Raw genomic sequence first — 17,528 nt, forward strand, 5'->3', positions numbered from 1 at the left:
GCGGCGGGCCGGCGTCCGGTTGCACGGGCGGCGTGGCTTCCAGGATGCTCCCCGCCGACGGGGCACGCCACACGGCTTCGGAGCGGCACGGCAGCGCGGCCATGACCCGGGAGCTCACCCGCCAGACCGACACGTTCGCCCGTGTCCAGGGCGCCGCTTCCTCCTGGGCCTCCAGGCGCCTGATCCCCTCATGGGTGAGCGTGACCATCGCCGGGGTGTTGCCGGGTTCCCAGTCGACGGTGACCAGTCCTTCACCGGCCAGGTAGGTGCAGGCGGCGGCCAGGTCCTGGTCCGCCACGTGGAGGTCGCGCCGCAGCCGCGCCCCGGTGATGCCGAGGAGGCGGTTGCCCTCGACCGCTTCGTACAGGACATGGAGCACCTGTTCGCGGTACGCCTTGCGTTCGCGCAGTGTGGCCAGGGCCGCGCCCTTTCGTGTGCGGGGGCGGGCTCCGGGGCCGTCGGGGCTCTCAGGTCTCGCCGGAGTGGGCGCCGGTGCCGCCGGTACCGCCGGTACTCCGGCCGGCGGTCGGCCGGGAGCGGGCGGGGCCGGCGGGTGTGGCCGGGTCCACGGTGAGGTGGAGGCGGGTGTCGTCCGGCAGACCGGGAGGTCTCGGCAGGGGGTCGCTGAAGTGGTAGGCCGCGATCCGCGCGTCGTGCTGGGCGTTCAGCAGGTGGATCCAGCGCATTCCGACGGCGATCGCGACACCGCGATGAGGGCGACGGTCTCCACGGAGCTCACCTCCAGCCACCGGGCAGCGGCAGGGTGCTTCGGTCCATCGGGTTCCGGAAGGGGGACATGCAGGCCCCGCCTTCGCCGTCCCAGGTGGACTCCTGGCGCCGGGTGTCGCGGATGCCGCGCCCGATGACGGCCTCGTCGGCCATGAGGACGCCTGCCGTCAGGGTGCTGCCCGGGATCGCGGCGGCGGCCATCAGGCGGGCGGCGGCTGCGGGCCCGGTCTCGGGCGGGATGACGAGGAGGTCCCAGCGGCCGACGGTGTAGGAGAGCAGGATCAGCTTGTCGGGGTGCTGCTCGGTGAACCAGCCGACGTGCAGCGTGTGCCCGTCCACGGCGACCGTGTGCGGTATCACGGGCCAGCGCGTGGGGTTCACCGTGACGCGGGTGACGCGCCCCCAGGGCTCCGCCAGGGCGGCGACGAGCGCCGGGAGCTCGGCCGCGAGGTCGCGGGAGCGGGGCCACCAGGCCCCGTCCAGCTGGCCGGCGAGGGTGGTCTTCGGGGTGAGGGACAAGCGTGCCGGAAGCTCTGCGGCGAGGTCGCGGGGCGCGGTCCGGTCGAGGGTGGTGGTCATGGTGCGGACCTGCCCCCGGGCTGCCCGTCGGCAGCCCGGCATTTAGGCGATCACCGGAAATGACACCTGCGTGGACGCTGGTGCGCGAAGTACCTCCGGTGCTTCCACTGTACGCCTGCTCGATGGGTAATGGCCGGTTTGACCAGGTATTTTCCGGTGGGGGCGCTGTGGAGAGCGGCGGTGCGGGCGACGGGAGTACCGTGGAGCGACGGCAAGCTCGCGTGCCTCGCGGGTCGGCTCGGTGACGTCCACGCGGCGTGGCCGCACCCCGTAGACGGGCGGATCCACATGACTGACTCCGACATTCCGCACAGGCCGCCACTGCTCCTGCCGGATGCGATCCACCAGGCGGTCGAACCCGGCACGGCGCTGCTGCGGCTGGAGACGAAGCGGTCCCGGGAGGGGCGCCTCGACGGCGCGTGGTGGCCCCGCACCCGCGACATCGAGACCGAGCTGCCCGCGCTGATCAGCGTCCTGACCGGGCATCTCGGGCCGATCACCTGTGTGGGCGTGGACGCATCCGCCTGGAACGGCCTCCCCACCCGCCTGGTCATCGACGACCAGGTCGTGCACATCGACTCCGACCCCGTCGGCGACGACACCGTCCTGATCACCCGCGGCGCCAACGACCACTTCGCCCTGCTGGTCGTTCCCCCGGACACCACGGCCGACGCCGCCCGCGAAGCGATGGCCCGCGCTGTCCGCGCCGACAACATCACCGAGGCGGCTCAGATCCTCATCGCCACCACACCTGGACCCGCCGACGGTGCCACCGCCGACCCGACGGCCTGATCCTGAAGCCTCAGCTGCCGAGGTACCGTTCGATGGCCGCGCCGGCCGCCTCGGGGGACTCCTCTGGCGCGTAGTGCCCCGTATTCGGGAGCACCTCCAACTGGGCGTTCGGGTACCACTGCATCCAGGTGGCCCGCATGGCCTCGGGTCCCAGCGCGGGGTCGTTCGCACCGGCGAGGAGGAGGACGGGGGCCGGGATGCCCTCCACCCGCTCGTGGAAGTCGACCCGCGCCCACGAGTCCAGGTATGTGCGAAAGGCCGTCGCCGAGGAACGTCCCACCGAGCGGCTCACCATCGCGTCCAGCCAGGTGTCGTCGTGCAGCCCGCCGGTGGTGTTGTCGATGATCGCCCTGCGGTTTCCGGGATTCGTCGCCGCCCCGGCGAACAGCTCCCACATCTCGCCCTCGAGCGGGAATCCGGACGCGGGCACCGCCGAGATGCCGATGACCGAGCGGATGCGCTCCGGGGCCTCCAACAGCATCAGCTGGGCCACCTTGCCGCCCATGGAGTGGCCGATGACCGAGAAGGAGTCCCAGCCCAGATGGTCGGCCACGGCCAAGGAGTCCTCGGCGACCTCGTCCATCGTGAACGCGCCGTCGGCGTCCATCGCCTCGCCGTACCCGCGGCAGTCCAGGAACGCGTAGCTGAACGCGTCCCCGTTCAAGTACTCGCGCATCGGGTCGAAGCTCGACCGGTCGCCGAACCAGTTGTGCAGCAGGAGGGCTCGTTCGGAGCCGGTGCCGAGTACGTCGTGCGGAACGACCTGTCCTGTCACAACATCCCCTGTTCATCGGTGGTCGCTTACGACCGGGGCGTTTCCTGTCGGCTGCCGCTCTCGTCAAAGCGACTCGTCATGCAGGTCCTCTTCGCGCAGCAGGTCGTCCTCGCGGCGGCGCCCGGTCTCCTTCTGGTCCTGCTTCTGTCCCGGTTTGCGAGACTGCTTCCCCGGCTGAGGGTGCGCTGGGTCTCCGGGGCGCTGGTGACTCTGTGCCTCGCGTCCCTTGCCCGGCTCCTGACGCTTGTCCGACGTACCGCCCATGACTGCGACTCCTTTTGACGCGTGGGTACGGATTCCTCTCGGATCACGCTCACACGCAGAGTGACGGTCTGCATCATGTCGATTGCGAAGCGACGCACACGGGTGACGCCCGTCCCCGACGTGGCGCAACCTGGCGCCCCGTCAGGGCAGCCGTGGCGGGCGAATGGCAGGCGGGTGTGACGGGCGGCGCGTTGTTGCGGAGTGCCGCGCTGGTTTCCTCGGGCAGGCGGGGGCAGGCTAGGGGGTGCACCGGCCGGGCTGTGATCGTGCGAAGGGACCTGAGGATGATCCAGGCGGCGGACATTCGCGAGTGGCGCACCCACGATGTGGTCGACTCGGGCGGCCACAGGATCGGCGCGCTGGAGGCCGTCTACGTGGACACCAGCACGGACGAGCCGGCCATGGCCACTGTGCTGGTGGGGCTGCCCACCCGGCACCGGCTGGTCTTCGTTCCGCTGGGTGGCGCGATCGTCGGGCCGGGGTACGTCAAGGTCGACTACGACAAGGCGCTGGTGAAGAAGAGCCCTTCGATCGGCACGGACGACGTCCTGCCCGCCGAGGAAGAGGCGGCCGTCTTCGAGCACTACGGCCTCACCTACCGGCCCGGTGCGGGCGGCGAGCGGCAGCTCGCCCGCCGCTGAGCCCCCACTCGCTCGAGGAGGTGTCCACGCCGTGAAGGTCTTCCTGATCCTGCTCGTCGTGGCGATGGTGCTGGGCATCGTCGGCGCTGTCGTCAAAGGAATGCTCTATTTGCTGTTCATCGGCATCCTGGTCTTCGTGGTGGCCCTGGTCTGCCTGGGCATGCGCGGGCGCCGCTCCGGACGCCGCAACATCCGCTGAGGAGGCCGGCCCTCTCGCGGCGAGGTGGAGCACGTCGGCGATCAGGAGCAGTACGCCGGCGGAGACCGGGTACAGCATGCCTCCGGTCGCGCCGACGATGATCAGCACGATCGACGTCCCCCGCTCTGCGGAGTGATGCAAGCCCCGGTTCCCAGGTTGGACAGGCCCTCTGCCTGTGGCTCCCCGGGCAGGACGGTCCTGACGTGGAGAGCCAGGGGGCCGTGGCCTGTTCGGGCCGAGGCTTCTCCTGGCTGGTGCCCGAGGTACGCCGCGGCCACACGCTCGCCCGGGACGCACCGCGCGCCGGGAGCCGGCCACCGGCGACCAGGGGCGCGAAGACGCCGTCGACCAGCGAAGGGTGGCCACCGATGAGTATCGGCAAGAAGATCGCGCACAAGGCGGAGGCGTTCAAGGGCGGCGCCAAGAAGACCGTCGGCCGCGTGACCGGCAGCTGGCACCTGCGGGCCGAAGGCCGCGGTGACCAGATCAAGGGCAACACCAAGCAGGCCGGGCAGCAACATCGGTCCGGAGACCCTGGGCCAGATCCATGACGAAGTGCGACGGCTCACCGTCGCCTACCCGAGGCTGGCCTTGCCGACCTTGCTCGGCGACCTAGTTGAGGTACAGGACCTCACCTTCCGGCTCCTCGAGCACGGCCGGGTCAAGCCCCTGCAGGCCCGCGATCCCTACCTGCTCGCCGGCATCACCTCCGGCATGCTCGCCAAAGCCAGCCACGACCTGGGCAACCCCAGCGCCGCGATGATGCAGGCCCGCACCGCCTTCGTCTGCGCCGACAACGCCGACCACCACGCCACGCGTGCCTGGGTCCGTTCCCTGCAGTCGCTCATCTCCTACTGGGCCGGGCGCCCCTCCGAGGCCGCCGACTACGCCACACTCGGCCTCGGTGCGGCAGGCAACGTCCGCGGCACCACCAGCGTCTGGCTGGCCTGTCTCTCCGCCCGCGCCCACGCCCTCCTCGGCGACGGCGAGGCCACCCGTGCCGCCATCCAGCGGACCCCGCACTCGGCGAGAGCCAGTCCGAGGCCGCTGTCGCCGCGTACCGCACCGCCACGGAGGACGAATGGGCCTTCGGCGACGAGGCCGGCGCGCAGACCGACCTCGCCCTCGCCCGCATCGCTCGTGGCGAGATCGAGGGAGCCATCGAAGCCGTCCAGCCGGTACTCGATCTCCCCATCGAGCAGCGGAACTTCGGCATCACCAGCAGCGCCCAGCGGGTCCATGCCGCCCTGCAGGCCGAGGGCCGGCGAAGCCGAGGCGCGGCGGCGGCCGGCCTCCGCGAGGAGATCGAAGCCTTCACGGCCAGCCCGACGTCCGTCCTCGTCCGATGACCCCGCCGGTAGGCTCCGCAGCCATGACCCCAGTCCACCTGGCCGGCCCCCGCCTGGCGCTGCTCGAAGTCGAACCCGAGGACACCGCCGCCCTCCTGGCCATCACCCCGGCCGGTGAACACCGGCTGATCGGCTAGGCACGCCTCGCGACCGAACCCCAGCAGGCGGCCACCATCGGCTTCGCCCTGAACCCGGCCGAGTGGGGCAAGGGCCTCGGCACGGAGAGCGTCCACATGCTGTGACGCTCGGCTTCAAGGTCCTGGGCCTGCACCGCATATGGGCCGCACGCTCGCCGCTCAACGAGGCATCCGCGCGCACCCTCCTGCGGGCGGGCATGACCGAGGACGGGCGGATCCGCGACCACGTCTTCGTCCACGGAGCCTGGCGGGACTCGATCACCTACTCGATCCTGGAGCACGAGTGGGCACCGACCGGCACCTTTGACCTGAGCACTGACGAAGGAGCCCCGGCGGACGCGCCCCTGTCCGCTGCTGACAGCGGGCAGGACAGGTGAGCTGGTGCTGACCGGCCAGGCTTACGGCACCACCTGCGCCGACTACCGACGATGGCAACGAGTGGGTCTACGGGGTGTGCTGGCTGTACTGCGGACAGCAAGTGGCCCGCGTCCTGCGGGTCGGCCGGTCGGTATCGGCGGCGCCGAGGCCCCACGTACGCCTGCTGCCCCTGCATCGCAGAGCTCCAGGAACGTGTCTGATGGGCGCGCGGGCCTCGATGGGTCTAGACAACAAACAAGCCCCAGGTCGTTGACCTGGGGCTTTGCTGTGGAGCGGATGACGGGAATCGAACCCGCGCTATAAGCTTGGGAAGCTCATGTTCTACCATTAAACTACATCCGCGCAGTGGTCCAGTTGTCTGGATCCCTACCGTTGCACACTGTACCCCATGATCGACCCCCGGTGAATTCTCCCGTCGGGGTCGTCGTCGTCCCGGCGGCGCAGGAGGGTTCGTGGGGGCGGGAGTTGGGGCGTACCGTTGGGGTGCGGAGCGGCGGCTGGAGTGGGTCCCGATCATCCCCTAATGTGGCGATTCATCGCGTTACGGCTCGTTGGGGAAAGGGACTCGATGGAGCACACAGTCGTCCGTTGTGCCGAAGGGCATGTTTTCAGCACCGCTTCGTTCCCGTTGCAGCATCTCGGTGCCGGACGGATCGGGCCCGGGCGGCTGCTGCGGTGTCCGCGGTGCGCGCGGCTGAGGCACGCGGTGCCCGTCGGCGGCGTCAAGCGGTAGGGCGGCAGGACACGGGCAGTGCGGGCGCGCGGGGGGCCTTCTCGATTGGGGGTGGCCCGCGCGCTCTGCGTATCCTCGGGACGTGCTTCTCTCTGATAAAGACATCCGGGCCGAGATCGACAGCGGACGGGTTCGCATTGACCCCTTCGACGAGTCGATGGTGCAGCCCTCCAGCATCGACGTACGCCTCGACCGGTTCTTCCGGGTCTTCGAGAACCACCGCTACGCGCACATCGACCCCGCCACCGAGCAGCCCGACCTGACCCGCATGGTCGAGCCCGAGGGCGACGAGGCGTTCATCCTGCATCCGGGTGAGTTCGTGCTCGCCTCGACGTACGAGGTCATCTCGCTCCCCGAGGACATCGCCTCCAGACTGGAGGGGAAGTCCAGCCTGGGGCGCCTGGGTCTGGTGACGCACTCGACCGCCGGATTCATCGACCCCGGGTTCTCGGGGCACGTGACCCTGGAGCTGTCGAACCTGGCCACCCTTCCGATCAAGCTCTGGCCGGGCATGAAGATCGGGCAGCTGTGCATGTTCCGCCTCAGCTCGCCCGCGGAGTTCCCGTACGGCAGCGAGCGGTACGGATCCCGGTACCAGGGGCAGCGCGGGCCGACCGCCTCGCGCTCCTTCCAGAACTTCCACCGTACCCAGGTGAGGCACGAAGCATGAGCGACGCAGTACGCGAGAACCTGTCCTACGAGGGCTTCGGGCGCGCCGTCCGCGAGCTGGCGCAGACCATCGCCGACGACGGCTACGAGCCGGACATCATCCTGAGCATCGCCCGCGGCGGCGTCTTCGTCGCCGGCGGCCTGGCGTACGCGCTCGACTGCAAGAACATCCACCTCGTGAACGTGGAGTTCTACACCGGCGTCGGCACCACGCTGGAGATGCCGGTCATGCTCGCGCCCGTCCCCGAGGCGATCGACTTCACGGACAAGAAGGTCCTGATCGCCGACGACGTGGCCGACACGGGCAAGACGCTCAAGCTCGTCCACGACTTCTGCCTCGGCCACGTCGCCGAGGTGCGGTCCGCCGTCATCTACGAGAAGTCCCACTCCCTCGTCCAGTGCGAGTACGTCTGGAAGCGCACCGATGACTGGATCGAGTTCCCCTGGTCGGTCCAGCCGCCCGTGGTGAAGCGCGAGGGCCAGGTCCTCGACGCCTGAGCCGCGAGACGGACACGGGCACGGTACGGGCACGGATACGGGAAGGGCCCGTCGCGCGGTCGCGCGGCGGGCCCTTTCGTGTGCGTCGGCTGTCAGAGCGTGCCGAGCTTGATCATCGAGAGCAGTGCGACCAGCTGGATCGCGGACGCGCCCAGCGCCTTCTGCCACGGCAGGTCGTGCGACTTGCTCACCATCGAGGTGAAGAGCGCGCCGGCCGCCAGCCAGGTCACCCAGCCCAGCACCTGCACGAACATGTTGTCGCCGCCCAGGAACACCGCCACCAGCAGGCGCGGCGCGTCCGTGATCGACATGACCAGCATCGACAGGCCCACGGTCGGCTGCCACGCGCCGTCGCCGCCCAGCTGCCGGGCCAGGGTGTGGGTGACCGCGCCGAGGATCATGCCGCACAGGACGAAGGCCACGCCCGCGCTGAGGATGATCGGGATCACCTGGCCGAGGGTCGCCTTGATGGCGTCCTCGCGGGCCTTGTCGAAGCCGAAGACCGCGAGCATGCCGTAGACGAAGGTCACCAGCAGCGCCGGGCCCCAGACGGGGTAGTCCCGCATCTGGAGGAAGGTCGGCCCCGGGCGCAGCACGATGCCGCGCAGCAGGTCCTTCCAGTGCAGCCGCGGCCCGACGGGGGCCGCGGGGGCCGCGCCCGCCTGGTACGTCGCGCCCTGGCCGTACGGGTCCTCGCCGACCGAGAAGGCCTGGGTGTACCCCGGGTCGTTCGCGTACGAGGCCCCCTGCCGGCCCGCGTACGGGTCCTGCGGCGGCTGCTGGTGCGCGTGCGGGTGCGGGCGCGGCTGGGAGTACGGGTCGAAGTACTCCGGCTCGCCGTGGTCGCCCGCGCCGCCCTGGGCCGGCCAGTGCTGCTGCGGCGGTGGGCCTGCGGGCGGGTAGGGCTGATGACCGTACGGTGCCTGCGGCGCTTGCTGCTGCTGCTGACCGTACGGCTGCTGCCGCGGGGTGTGCGGGGGTTGCTGCGGAGGGTGGTTGTCGTCCCTGCCGCGTCCGATCCTGAATCCAGCCACGTGATCGAAAGTACCTGCTCCGCCGGGCGGCCGTGGCCGGGCCGCCGGAACGGGCGGCCTTTGCGGCTGACCTGTGACATCCCCTAGGGGGAGCCGGGGGAGGGTGTTTTGCGCGGTTGCGGGGGCTTCTGTGGCGGTTCGTCACGCAGCCGACGGAATGCGTACGTATCCGGTCCGGGGCCTCGGGAACCGGCCGCGGGCGGTGGCATGGCCGCGACGGGCGCGGCGGGCCCCGGCTTCGCGATGCTCCGCCGGAACCGCACCGACGGCTGACACGCCGAACGGCCGGCCCCCTCGTCGAGCTCGAGGGAGGGGGACCGGCCGTTCCGTGCGTGCGTGCTGTTCGGCTGGGGCTACTTCGCCGCCTCGGGCTTCGCCTCGCCCCTGCCGGCCTCCGCCGCGTCGTCCTCGTCCGCAGCCTTGACCTCGGCCTTCGGCTCGGAGCCCGCCTTCGGCGCCGCCTCGGTCCCGGCCTCGGCCGGAGCCTCGTTCTTCGCTGCGGCCGCAGAGGCCTCGTCGGCGTCCGCCGGCTTGGCATCGACCTCGGCCGGGGCCTCAGCCGCGGCCTTGGGCTCGGCCGGAGCCTCGTCCTTGGCCTCGGCCGTCGGCTTCGCCGCAGGGGCCTCGTCGGCCTGGGCCGGGGCCTCGGCCGTGGCCTTGGGCTCGTCCTCGGCGGGAGCCTCGTCCTTCGCCTCGGTCGCCGGCTTCGCCGCAGGGGCCTCCTCGGCAGCTGCGGGCTTCGCGGCGGGCTTGGCGTCGGCCTCGGCCGGGGCCTCGGCCGTGGCCTTGGGCGCGTCCTCGGTCTCAGCCTCGGCCGGAGCCGCTGCCGGGGCCTCCGCCGGGGCCTTGGGCTCATCCTTGGCCGGAGCCTCGTCCTTGGCCTCCGCCGTCGGCTTCGCCGCGGGCGCCTCGTCGGCGGCTTCGGCCTTCGCGGCCGGCTGGTCGTCGGGCTTCGGCGTCGCCTCGGCCTCGGCCGGAGCCTCCTCCTTGGACGGGGCCTTGTCCTCGGCGGTCGCCTCCGCCGCAGGCGTCTCGGCCTCGGCCTCGGCTGCCGCCTTGGCCTCCGCCTCGGCCTCGGCTGCCGCCTTGGCCTCCGCCTCGGCTTCGGCGGCCGCCTTGGCCTCCGCCTCCGCCTTGGCCTTCGCCTCCGCGGCGGCAGCGGCTTCGGCAGCCGCCTTCGCCTCGGCCTCCGCGGCGGCAGCGGCAGCGGCTTCGGCCTCGGCCTGCGCCGCCAGTGCCGCCAGTTCCTCCTCCGTCGGCTCCGGGGCCTTCACCGACTCCAGCAGCAGCTGCGCCACGTCCACGACCTGGACGGATTCCTTCGCCTGGCCGTCGTTCTTCTTGCCGTTCACCGAGTCGGTCAGCATGACCAGGCAGAACGGGCAGGCCGTCGAGACGATGTCCGGGTTCAGCGAGAGGGCCTCGTCGACGCGCTCGTTGTTGATGCGCTTGCCGATCCGCTCCTCCATCCACATCCGCGCACCACCGGCGCCACAGCAGAAGCCGCGCTCCTTGTGGCGGTGCATCTCCTGCTGGCGCAGGCCCGGCACGGCGGACATGATCTCGCGCGGCGGCGTGTAGACCTTGTTGTGCCGGCCCAGGTAGCAGGGGTCGTGGTACGTGATCAGGCCGTCGACCGGCGTCACCGGCGTCAGCCGGCCCTCGTCGATCAGGTGCTGGAGCAGCTGCGTGTGGTGGATGACCTCGTACTCGCCGCCCAGCTGCGGGTACTCGTTCGCGATGGTGTTGAAGCAGTGCGGGCAGGTGGAGACGATCCGCTTCGCCGACTTCGGCTTCTTCGTCGACGGGTCCTCGTCGTCCTCGCCGAACGCCATGTTCAGCATGGCCACGTTCTCCTGGCCCAGCTGCTGGAACAGCGGCTCGTTGCCCAGGCGGCGCGGCGAGTCACCGGTGCACTTCTCGTCGCCGCCCATGATCGCGAACTTGACGCCCGCGATGTTCAGCAGCTCGGCGAAGGCCTTCGTGGTCTTCTTCGCCCGGTCCTCCAGGGCGCCGGCGCAGCCGACCCAGTACAGGTAGTCGAACTCCGAGAGGTCCTCCGCGTCCTTCCCGATGATCGGGACCTCGAAGTCGACCTCCTTCGTCCACTCCACGCGCTGCTTCTTGGCCAGGCCCCAGGGGTTGCCCTTCTTCTCCAGGTTCTTGAGCATCGTGCCCGCCTCCGACGGGAACGCGCTCTCGATCATCACCTGGTAGCGGCGCATGTCGACGATGTGGTCGATGTGCTCGATGTCGACCGGGCACTGCTCCACGCACGCACCGCAGGTGGTGCAGGACCACAGCACGTCCGGGTCGATGACGCCGTTCTCCTCGGCCGTGCCGATCAGCGGGCGCTCCGCCTCGGCCAGGGCCGCCGCCGGGACTCCGGCCAGCTGCTCGGCGGTCGCCTTCTCCTCGCCCTCCATCGTCTTGCCGCCGCCCGCGAGCAGGTACGGGGCCTTGGCGTGCGCGTGGTCGCGCAGCGACATGATCAGGAGCTTGGGGGAGAGGGGCTTGCCGGTGTTCCAGGCGGGGCACTGCGACTGGCAGCGGCCGCACTCGGTGCAGGTGGAGAAGTCGAGGATGCCCTTCCAGGAGAACTGCTCGACCTGGGAGACGCCGAAGACGTCGTCCTCGCCCGGCTCCTCGAAGTCGATCTCCTTGCCGCCGCTCGTCATCGGCTGGAGGGCGCCGAGCGCGGTCGAACCGTCGGCGTTGCGCTTGAACCAGATGTTCGGGAAGCCGAGGAAGCGGTGCCAGGCCACACCCATGTTGGTGTTGAGCGAGACCGTGATCATCCAGATGAAGGAGACGCTGATCTTCACCATCGCGGTGAAGTAGATGGCGTTCTGGATGCCGCTGATCGAGAGCCCCTTGAAGGCCAGCACCAGCGGGTACGAGGCGAAGTACGCGGGCTCGTACGACTCGACGCCGTGGATCGCGCCCTCGAGGCCGCGCAGCGCGAGGATCGCGAGGCCGATGGTGAGGATGACGTACTCGACGAAGTACGCCTGCCAGGCCTTCGAGCCGGCGAAGCGCGACTTGCGACCGGCCCGCGAGGGCAGGTTGAGCAGGCGGATCACCATCAGGACGACGATGCCGACGACGGTCATCACGCCGATGAACTCGGTGTAGAGCTCGAAGGGCAGGAAGTCGCCGACGATCGGCAGCAGCCAGTCGGCCTGGAAGAGCTGGCCGAAGGCCTGCACCAGGGTGGGCGGCAGCGTCAGGAAGCCGATCGCGACGAACCAGTGCGCGAAGCCGACGATCCCCCACCGGTTCATCCGGCTGTGGCCGAGGAACTCCCGGACCAGGGTGAGCGTTCGGTCCTTCGGGCGGTCCGTGCGGCTGCCCGCCGGTACGGGTTGGCCGAGCTTCACGAACCGGTAGATCTGCGCCACGGCTCGGGCGATCAGCGCGACGCCGACCACGGTCAGGACCAGCGACACGATGATCGCGGCGAGTTGCATGGGAGGGCTCCTCGGGCGGGACTTACTAAGCGGTAACTTATTGAGTCAAGGCTTGAGGTTACCCAGTTCCCGCGCCGCACTGTAGGTGAGCGTGCGGTGATCTGTGTCGCTCAGGCGTGCCTCTGTCGGTAGGCCGCCCGAGGGGTCTGCGCGAGGATCGCGAGATCCATCCCCAGCCAATGGCTCTCCACATAGTGCCGGTCCAGCAGGGCCATCTCCTCCCAGGGGAGGTCGGAACGCGTGCTGACCTGCCACAATCCGGTCATTCCGGGACGTACGAGCAGCCGTTCCGGGTGGTCGGTACAGGCCTGGGGCCGCGGCCCGACCAGCGACATCTCGCCGCGCGCCACGTTGAGCAGCTGCGGCAGCCCCTCCAGCGCGCACCGGCGGACCAGCGCGCCCGCGCGCCCCGCGTCCTCCGTGCGCAGGCGCCAGGCCAGGAAGGGGCGGCCGCCGAGGCCGAGCGCGGGTTCGCGTACGAGGACCCGTGCGCGGGTCGCCGCGTACAGCAGGGCGGCGGCCGCCAGCAGCGGGACGGCCGCCGCGGCGAGCAGGACCGCCGCGCCGACGAGGTCGAACACCCGCTTGGCCGGCGGCCGGGCCGGCCAGTGCGCCGGGAGAGGGATCCGGAGCGGCCGCGGCCGGGGCCCCGGCCGGGCGGTGAGGGTGGTCAGCAGAGGCATGCCAGCACCGTGCCGGAGGCCCCCGGCGCCCCCGCTGCGCCGCGCGGCCCGGCGGGGCCTCCGGAACCCGTTCGGGCGCGGCCCGGCGGGCTGGGGCTCTGCCCCCAGACCCCCGCGCCTCAAGCGCCGGCGGGGCTGAGGCAGTGTCCGGGGAGCGGGGCCCAGGGCGGCGGCCCTGAGCGTAAGCGCAGCCTAAAGGTTGAGCCCCCTCGACTCACCTCTGTTGACGCCAGCGCGGCGTTACGGCATTCTTGAGCCTGTTCCACTCAAGTCAGCTGGAGGAATCGAAATGGCACGTGCGGTCGGCATCGACCTGGGCACCACTAACTCCGTCGTCAGCGTTCTCGAAGGCGGAGAGCCCACCGTCATCACCAACGCCGAGGGTGCCAGGACCACGCCGTCCGTCGTCGCCTTCGCCAAGAACGGCGAGGTCCTCGTCGGCGAGGTGGCCAAGCGCCAGGCGGTCACGAACGTTGACCGGACCATCCGCTCCGTCAAGCGCCACATGGGCACTGACTGGAAGATCAACCTGGATGGCAAGGACTTCAACCCGCAGCAGATGAGCGCCTTCATCCTGCAGAAGCTGAAGCGTGACGCCGAGGCGTACCTCGGGGAGAAGGTCACGGACGCGGTCATCACCGTTCCTGCCTACTTCAACGACTCCGAGCGCCAGGCGACGAAGGAGGCCGGCGAGATCGCCGGTCTGAACGTCCTGCGCATCGTCAACGAGCCGACCGCCGCCGCCCTGGCGTACGGCCTCGACAAGGACGACCAGACCATTCTCGTCTTCGACCTCGGTGGCGGCACCTTCGACGTGTCGCTCCTGGAGATCGGCGACGGTGTCGTCGAGGTCAAGGCCACCAACGGTGACAACCACCTCGGTGGCGACGACTGGGACCAGCGCGTCGTCGACTACCTGGTGAAGCAGTTCCAGAACGGCCACGGCGTCGACCTGTCCAAGGACAAGATGGCGCTCCAGCGCCTGCGCGAGGCGGCCGAGAAGGCGAAGATCGAGCTGTCCTCCTCCACGGAGACCACGATCAACCTGCCGTACATCACGGCCTCCGCCGAGGGCCCGCTGCACCTGGACGAGAAGCTCACGCGCTCGCAGTTCCAGCAGCTCACCGCGGACCTGCTCGACCGCTGCAAGACCCCGTTCCACAACGTCATCAAGGACGCCGGCATCGCGCTGTCCGAGATCGACCACGTGGTCCTGGTCGGCGGCTCCACCCGCATGCCGGCCGTCGCCGAGCTCGTCAAGGAGCTCACCGGCGGTCAGGACGCCAACAAGGGCGTCAACCCGGACGAGGTCGTCGCCATCGGCGCCACCCTCCAGGCCGGTGTCCTCAAGGGTGAGGTCAAGGACGTCCTGCTCCTCGACGTGACCCCGCTGTCCCTCGGCATCGAGACCAAGGGCGGCATCATGACCAAGCTCATCGAGCGCAACACGACCATCCCGACCAAGCGGTCGGAGATCTTCACGACGGCCGAGGACAACCAGCCGTCCGTGCAGATCCAGGTCTACCAGGGCGAGCGCGAGATCGCGGCGTACAACAAGAAGCTCGGCATGTTCGAGCTGACGGGCCTGCCGCCGGCCCCGCGCGGCGTCCCGCAGATCGAGGTCTCCTTCGACATCGACGCCAACGGCATCATGCACGTCACGGCCAAGGACCTCGGCACGGGCAAGGAGCAGAAGATGACCGTCACCGGCGGCTCCTCGCTCGGCAAGGACGAGGTCGACCGCATGCGCCAGGAGGCGGAGCAGTACGCGGAGGAGGACCTCCGCCGCAAGGAGGCCGCCGAGTCCCGCAACCAGGGCGAGCAGCTCGTCTACCAGACGGAGAAGTTCCTCGCGGACAACGCGGAGAAGGTCCCGGCCGAGGTCAAGACCGAGGTCGAGACGGCCGTCACCGAGCTGAAGGACAAGCTCAAGGGCGAGGACACCGCCGAGATCCGCACCGCGACGGAGAAGCTCGCCGCGGTCAGCCAGAAGCTCGGCCAGGCCATCTACGCCGACGCGCAGGCCGCCCAGGCCGCCGGCGGTGCGGGTGACGCGGGCCAGGCCAAGGCCGAGGACGACGTCGTCGACGCCGAGATCGTCGACGACGAGAAGCCGAAGGGCGGCGCTGCCTGATGTCGGAGGAGACCCCGGGTTTCGACGAGGAGCCCGAAGTCCCCACCGGCGCCGGCGCTGACGACGCGGAGCCGAAGGCCGCCGACTCCTCCAAGAAGGAGGACGAGGCGGCCCCGGCCGGGGACACGGCTCAGGATGTGGCCCTGCTTGCGCAGCTGGACCAGGCCCGTAGCGCGCTCGGCGAGCGCACCGCGGACCTCCAGCGGCTCCAGGCCGAGTACCAGAACTACCGTCGCCGCGTGGAGCGGGACCGGGTCGCCGTCAAGGAGATCGCGGTCGCGAGCCTGCTGACGGAGCTCCTCCCGACGCTGGACGACATCGGCCGGGCCCGCGAGCACGGCGAGCTGGTCGGCGGCTTCAAGTCGGTGGCCGAGTCGCTGGAGACCGCCGCGGCCAAGATGGGGCTGCAGCAGTTCGGCAAGGAGGGCGAGCCCTTCGACCCGACGATCCACGAGGCCCTGATGCACTCGTACGCGCCGGACGTCACCGAGACGACCTGCGTGGCGATCCTGCAGCCGGGGTACCGCATCGGCGAGCGTACGATCCGCCCCGCGCGGGTCGCGGTGGCCGAGCCCCAGCCGGGCGCGGCCCCCGCGGCCAAGTCCGAGTCCGGTGACGGCGACACGCCGTCCGACAAGGACACGGATGCCCCCGACAAGGGCTGACGCACACCATGTAGGGATCCGAGAGGAGGGACACCGGGGATGAGCACGAAGGACTTCGTCGAGAAGGACTACTACAAGGTCCTCGGTGTCCCGAAGGACGCGACCGAGGCCGAGATCAAGAAGGCGTACCGGAAGCTCGCCCGCGAGTTCCACCCGGACGCCAACAAGGGCGACGCCTCGGCCGAGGAGCGCTTCAAGGAGATCTCCGAGGCCAACGACATCCTCGGCGACGCCAAGAAGCGCAAGGAGTACGACGAGGCCCGCGCGCTGTTCGGGAACGGCGGCTTCCGCGCCGGTCCGGGCGGCGGCTCGTTCAACTTCGACCTGGGCGACCTCTTCGGGGGCACCCAGGCGGGCGGCCAGGGCGGCTTCGGCGGCGGCCTGGGCGACGTCTTCGGCGGCCTGTTCAACCGCGGCGCCGGCGCCGGTGCGGGGACCCGCACCCAGCCGCGCCGCGGCCAGGACATCGAGTCGGAGGTCACGCTCTCCTTCACGGAGGCCGTGGACGGCGCGACCGTGCCGCTGCGGATGTCCTCGCAGGCTCCCTGCAAGGCCTGTTCGGGCACCGGCGACAAGAACGGCACGCCCCGCGTGTGCCCGACCTGCGTCGGCACCGGCCAGGTTTCCCGCGGCAGCGGCGGCGGCTTCTCGCTGACCGACCCCTGCGCGGACTGCAAGGGCCGCGGCCTGATCGCGGAGAACCCCTGCGAGGTCTGCAAGGGCAGCGGGCGCGCCAAGTCCTCCCGGACCATGCAGGTCCGGATCCCGGCGGGCGTCTCCGACGGCCAGCGGATCCGGCTGCGGGGCAAGGGCGCGCCGGGCGAGCGCGGCGGCCCGGCCGGCGACCTGTACGTCGTCGTGCACGTCGGCACGCACCCGGTGTTCGGCCGCAAGGGCGACAACCTCACGGTGACCGTGCCCGTCACGATCGCGGAGGCGGCCCTCGGCGCCGACATCAAGGTCCCGACCCTGGGCGGCCCGGCGGTGACGCTGAAGCTGCCCCCGGGCACCCCGACCGGCCGTACGATGCGGGCCCGCGGCAAGGGCGCGGTCCGCAAGGACGGCACCCGCGGCGACCTGCTCGTCACGGTGGAGGTCGCGGTTCCGGCGGAGCTGTCCGACAAGGCCCGCGAGGCCCTGGAGATGTACCGGGACGCCACCGGGTCCGAGGACCCGCGCGCCCTCCTGTTCGAGTCCGCGAAGGGAGCATGACATGGACGGCCGCCGACGACAGCCCCGCTTCGGCGAGGGGGCCTACCAGCTCACCGACGAGACCCCGGTCTACGTGATCTCGGTGGCCGCCCAGCTCTCGGGCCTGCATCCGCAGACCCTGCGCCAGTACGACCGCCTCGGTCTGGTCTCGCCGGACCGTACGGCCGGCCGCGGCCGGCGGTATTCGGCCAGGGACATCGAACTGCTCCGCACGGTGCAGCAGCTGTCCCAGGACGAGGGCATCAACCTGGCCGGCATCAAGCGGATCATCGAACTGGAGAACCAGGTGGCCGCGCTCCAGCAGCGCGTCGCCGAGCTGTCCGCCGCCGTGGACGGGGCCGCCGCCGCGCTCCAGGCCCGCGAGGCCCAGGTGCACGCCTCGTACCGCCGCGACCTGGTCCCGTACCAGCCGCCGGTGCCGGGCAACGCGCTGGTCGTCTGGCGCCCCGCCAAGCGCCCGGGCGACTGACCGCGGCCCGGCCGCCGCAGCACGGTGAAGGCCCCGCAGGGCCCCTCCCGCACGAGGAGGGCCCCCTGCGGGGCCTTCCGCTCGTCCGGGGGCTCCTGGAGGCCGCCTGAGGGCCCCT

The 17,528-nt window shown here is 70.8% G+C and carries 19 protein-coding genes, 1 tRNA gene and 2 pseudogenes; 11 read left to right on the plus strand and 11 right to left on the minus strand.

Going from position 1 to position 17,528, the window contains the following annotated elements:
• Window positions 1-157: 157 nt before the first annotated feature.
• The 3 genes and pseudogenes from ABD973_RS16955 to ABD973_RS16965 form a co-directional block, all read right to left on the minus strand.
• Window positions 158-418: pseudogene (locus tag ABD973_RS16955) on the minus strand (hypothetical protein); the annotation flags it as partial.
• 49 nt (window positions 419-467) lie between these two features.
• Window positions 468-686, minus strand: a complete 219-nt coding sequence (locus ABD973_RS16960; RefSeq protein WP_345500670.1) for a hypothetical protein — start codon at window positions 684-686, stop codon at window positions 468-470.
• A 49-nt stretch (window positions 687-735) separates the two neighbouring features.
• A complete protein-coding gene (locus ABD973_RS16965) occupies window positions 736-1,308 on the minus strand; it encodes a DUF5994 family protein (protein WP_125821629.1) in 573 nt (190 codons plus the stop codon).
• Window positions 1,309-1,596: 288 nt separating this feature from the next.
• Here ABD973_RS16965 and ABD973_RS16970 point away from each other — a divergent pair, with 288 nt between their 5' ends.
• Window positions 1,597-2,100, plus strand: coding sequence for a DUF5994 family protein (locus ABD973_RS16970; protein WP_125821628.1), 504 nt, complete (start codon window positions 1,597-1,599; stop codon window positions 2,098-2,100).
• 10 nt (window positions 2,101-2,110) lie between these two features.
• On the opposite strand, the gene ABD973_RS16975 is transcribed toward ABD973_RS16970, so the two are convergent.
• Both ABD973_RS16975 and ABD973_RS16980 read right to left on the minus strand, forming a co-directional pair.
• A complete protein-coding gene (locus ABD973_RS16975) occupies window positions 2,111-2,875 on the minus strand; it encodes an alpha/beta fold hydrolase (protein WP_345500673.1) in 765 nt (254 codons plus the stop codon).
• 63 nt (window positions 2,876-2,938) lie between these two features.
• Window positions 2,939-3,139 carry a hypothetical protein gene (locus tag ABD973_RS16980; protein WP_125821626.1) on the minus strand — a complete coding sequence of 67 codons (201 nt, stop codon included), beginning with the start codon at window positions 3,137-3,139 and terminating at the stop codon, window positions 2,939-2,941.
• 284 nt (window positions 3,140-3,423) lie between these two features.
• Here ABD973_RS16980 and ABD973_RS16985 point away from each other — a divergent pair, with 284 nt between their 5' ends.
• From ABD973_RS16985 to ABD973_RS16995, 3 genes are all read left to right on the plus strand, one after another.
• A complete protein-coding gene (locus ABD973_RS16985) occupies window positions 3,424-3,780 on the plus strand; it encodes a PRC-barrel domain-containing protein (RefSeq protein WP_125821625.1) in 357 nt (118 codons plus the stop codon).
• Between the two features lie 31 nt (window positions 3,781-3,811).
• Window positions 3,812-3,979: a hypothetical protein gene (locus ABD973_RS16990; protein ID WP_164720783.1), complete on the plus strand. Its 168-nt coding sequence runs from the start codon at window positions 3,812-3,814 to the stop codon at window positions 3,977-3,979.
• Between the two features lie 368 nt (window positions 3,980-4,347).
• Window positions 4,348-4,530: a CsbD family protein gene (locus ABD973_RS16995; RefSeq protein ID WP_345500676.1), complete on the plus strand. Its 183-nt coding sequence runs from the start codon at window positions 4,348-4,350 to the stop codon at window positions 4,528-4,530.
• Window positions 4,531-4,591: 61 nt separating this feature from the next.
• On the opposite strand, the gene ABD973_RS17000 is transcribed toward ABD973_RS16995, so the two are convergent.
• A complete protein-coding gene (locus ABD973_RS17000; protein WP_125821623.1) occupies window positions 4,592-4,789 on the minus strand; it encodes a hypothetical protein in 198 nt (65 codons plus the stop codon).
• 74 nt (window positions 4,790-4,863) lie between these two features.
• Window positions 4,864-5,220 (minus strand): hypothetical protein, encoded by a 357-nt coding sequence (locus ABD973_RS17005; RefSeq protein WP_345500678.1) that lies wholly within the window; start codon window positions 5,218-5,220, stop codon window positions 4,864-4,866.
• 346 nt (window positions 5,221-5,566) lie between these two features.
• Here ABD973_RS17005 and ABD973_RS17010 point away from each other — a divergent pair, with 346 nt between their 5' ends.
• Entirely contained in the window at window positions 5,567-5,842 is a 276-nt protein-coding gene (locus ABD973_RS17010; protein ID WP_345500680.1) for a GNAT family N-acetyltransferase, read from the plus strand.
• A gap of 269 nt (window positions 5,843-6,111) precedes the next feature.
• Here ABD973_RS17010 and ABD973_RS17015 read toward each other — a convergent pair.
• Window positions 6,112-6,185: transfer RNA gene (locus ABD973_RS17015), tRNA-Gly, on the minus strand.
• Window positions 6,186-6,658: 473 nt separating this feature from the next.
• On the opposite strand from ABD973_RS17015, the gene dcd reads away from it, so the two are divergent.
• Together dcd and ABD973_RS17025 are read left to right on the plus strand one after the other, a co-directional pair.
• The gene (gene dcd / locus ABD973_RS17020) at window positions 6,659-7,246 is read left to right on the plus strand and encodes a dCTP deaminase (protein WP_125603638.1); all 588 of its coding nucleotides are present in this window, start codon (window positions 6,659-6,661) and stop codon (window positions 7,244-7,246) included.
• Window positions 7,243-7,743, plus strand: a complete 501-nt coding sequence (locus ABD973_RS17025; protein WP_125603639.1) for a phosphoribosyltransferase — start codon at window positions 7,243-7,245, stop codon at window positions 7,741-7,743. The genes dcd and ABD973_RS17025 overlap by 4 nt, the downstream gene beginning before the upstream one ends.
• 92 nt (window positions 7,744-7,835) lie before the next feature.
• Here the strand turns inward: ABD973_RS17025 and ABD973_RS17030 are convergent, their stop codons facing one another.
• The 3 genes and pseudogenes from ABD973_RS17030 to ABD973_RS17040 form a co-directional block, all read right to left on the minus strand.
• On the minus strand, window positions 7,836-8,777 hold the full coding sequence (locus tag ABD973_RS17030; protein ID WP_345500686.1) for a Yip1 family protein: 942 nt from the start codon (window positions 8,775-8,777) through the stop codon (window positions 7,836-7,838).
• A gap of 1,253 nt (window positions 8,778-10,030) precedes the next feature.
• Window positions 10,031-12,247: pseudogene (locus tag ABD973_RS17035) on the minus strand (heterodisulfide reductase-related iron-sulfur binding cluster); the annotation flags it as partial.
• Window positions 12,248-12,357: 110 nt separating this feature from the next.
• Window positions 12,358-12,930: a sugar transferase gene (locus ABD973_RS17040; RefSeq protein ID WP_345500688.1), complete on the minus strand. Its 573-nt coding sequence runs from the start codon at window positions 12,928-12,930 to the stop codon at window positions 12,358-12,360.
• Between the two features lie 289 nt (window positions 12,931-13,219).
• On the opposite strand from ABD973_RS17040, the gene dnaK reads away from it, so the two are divergent.
• Genes dnaK through ABD973_RS17060 form a run of 4 tightly spaced genes read left to right on the plus strand, consistent with a single transcriptional unit; the run spans window position 13,220 to window position 17,410 of the window.
• On the plus strand, window positions 13,220-15,064 hold the full coding sequence (gene dnaK, locus ABD973_RS17045; protein WP_125821618.1) for a molecular chaperone DnaK: 1,845 nt from the start codon (window positions 13,220-13,222) through the stop codon (window positions 15,062-15,064).
• On the plus strand, window positions 15,064-15,729 hold the full coding sequence (grpE, locus tag ABD973_RS17050; protein WP_125595495.1) for a nucleotide exchange factor GrpE: 666 nt from the start codon (window positions 15,064-15,066) through the stop codon (window positions 15,727-15,729). Before dnaK ends, grpE begins: the two co-directional genes overlap by 1 nt.
• 39 nt (window positions 15,730-15,768) lie before the next feature.
• Window positions 15,769-16,941, plus strand: coding sequence for a molecular chaperone DnaJ (gene dnaJ / locus ABD973_RS17055; RefSeq protein WP_125595494.1), 1,173 nt, complete (start codon window positions 15,769-15,771; stop codon window positions 16,939-16,941).
• Window position 16,942: 1 nt separating this feature from the next.
• Complete coding sequence (locus ABD973_RS17060; RefSeq protein WP_125821617.1) at window positions 16,943-17,410, plus strand: heat shock protein transcriptional repressor HspR; 468 nt, start codon at window positions 16,943-16,945, stop codon at window positions 17,408-17,410.
• Window positions 17,411-17,528 lie beyond the last annotated feature (118 nt).

This window comes from Streptomyces racemochromogenes (genome assembly GCF_039535215.1).
Taxonomy (GTDB): domain Bacteria; phylum Actinomycetota; class Actinomycetes; order Streptomycetales; family Streptomycetaceae; genus Streptomyces; species Streptomyces racemochromogenes.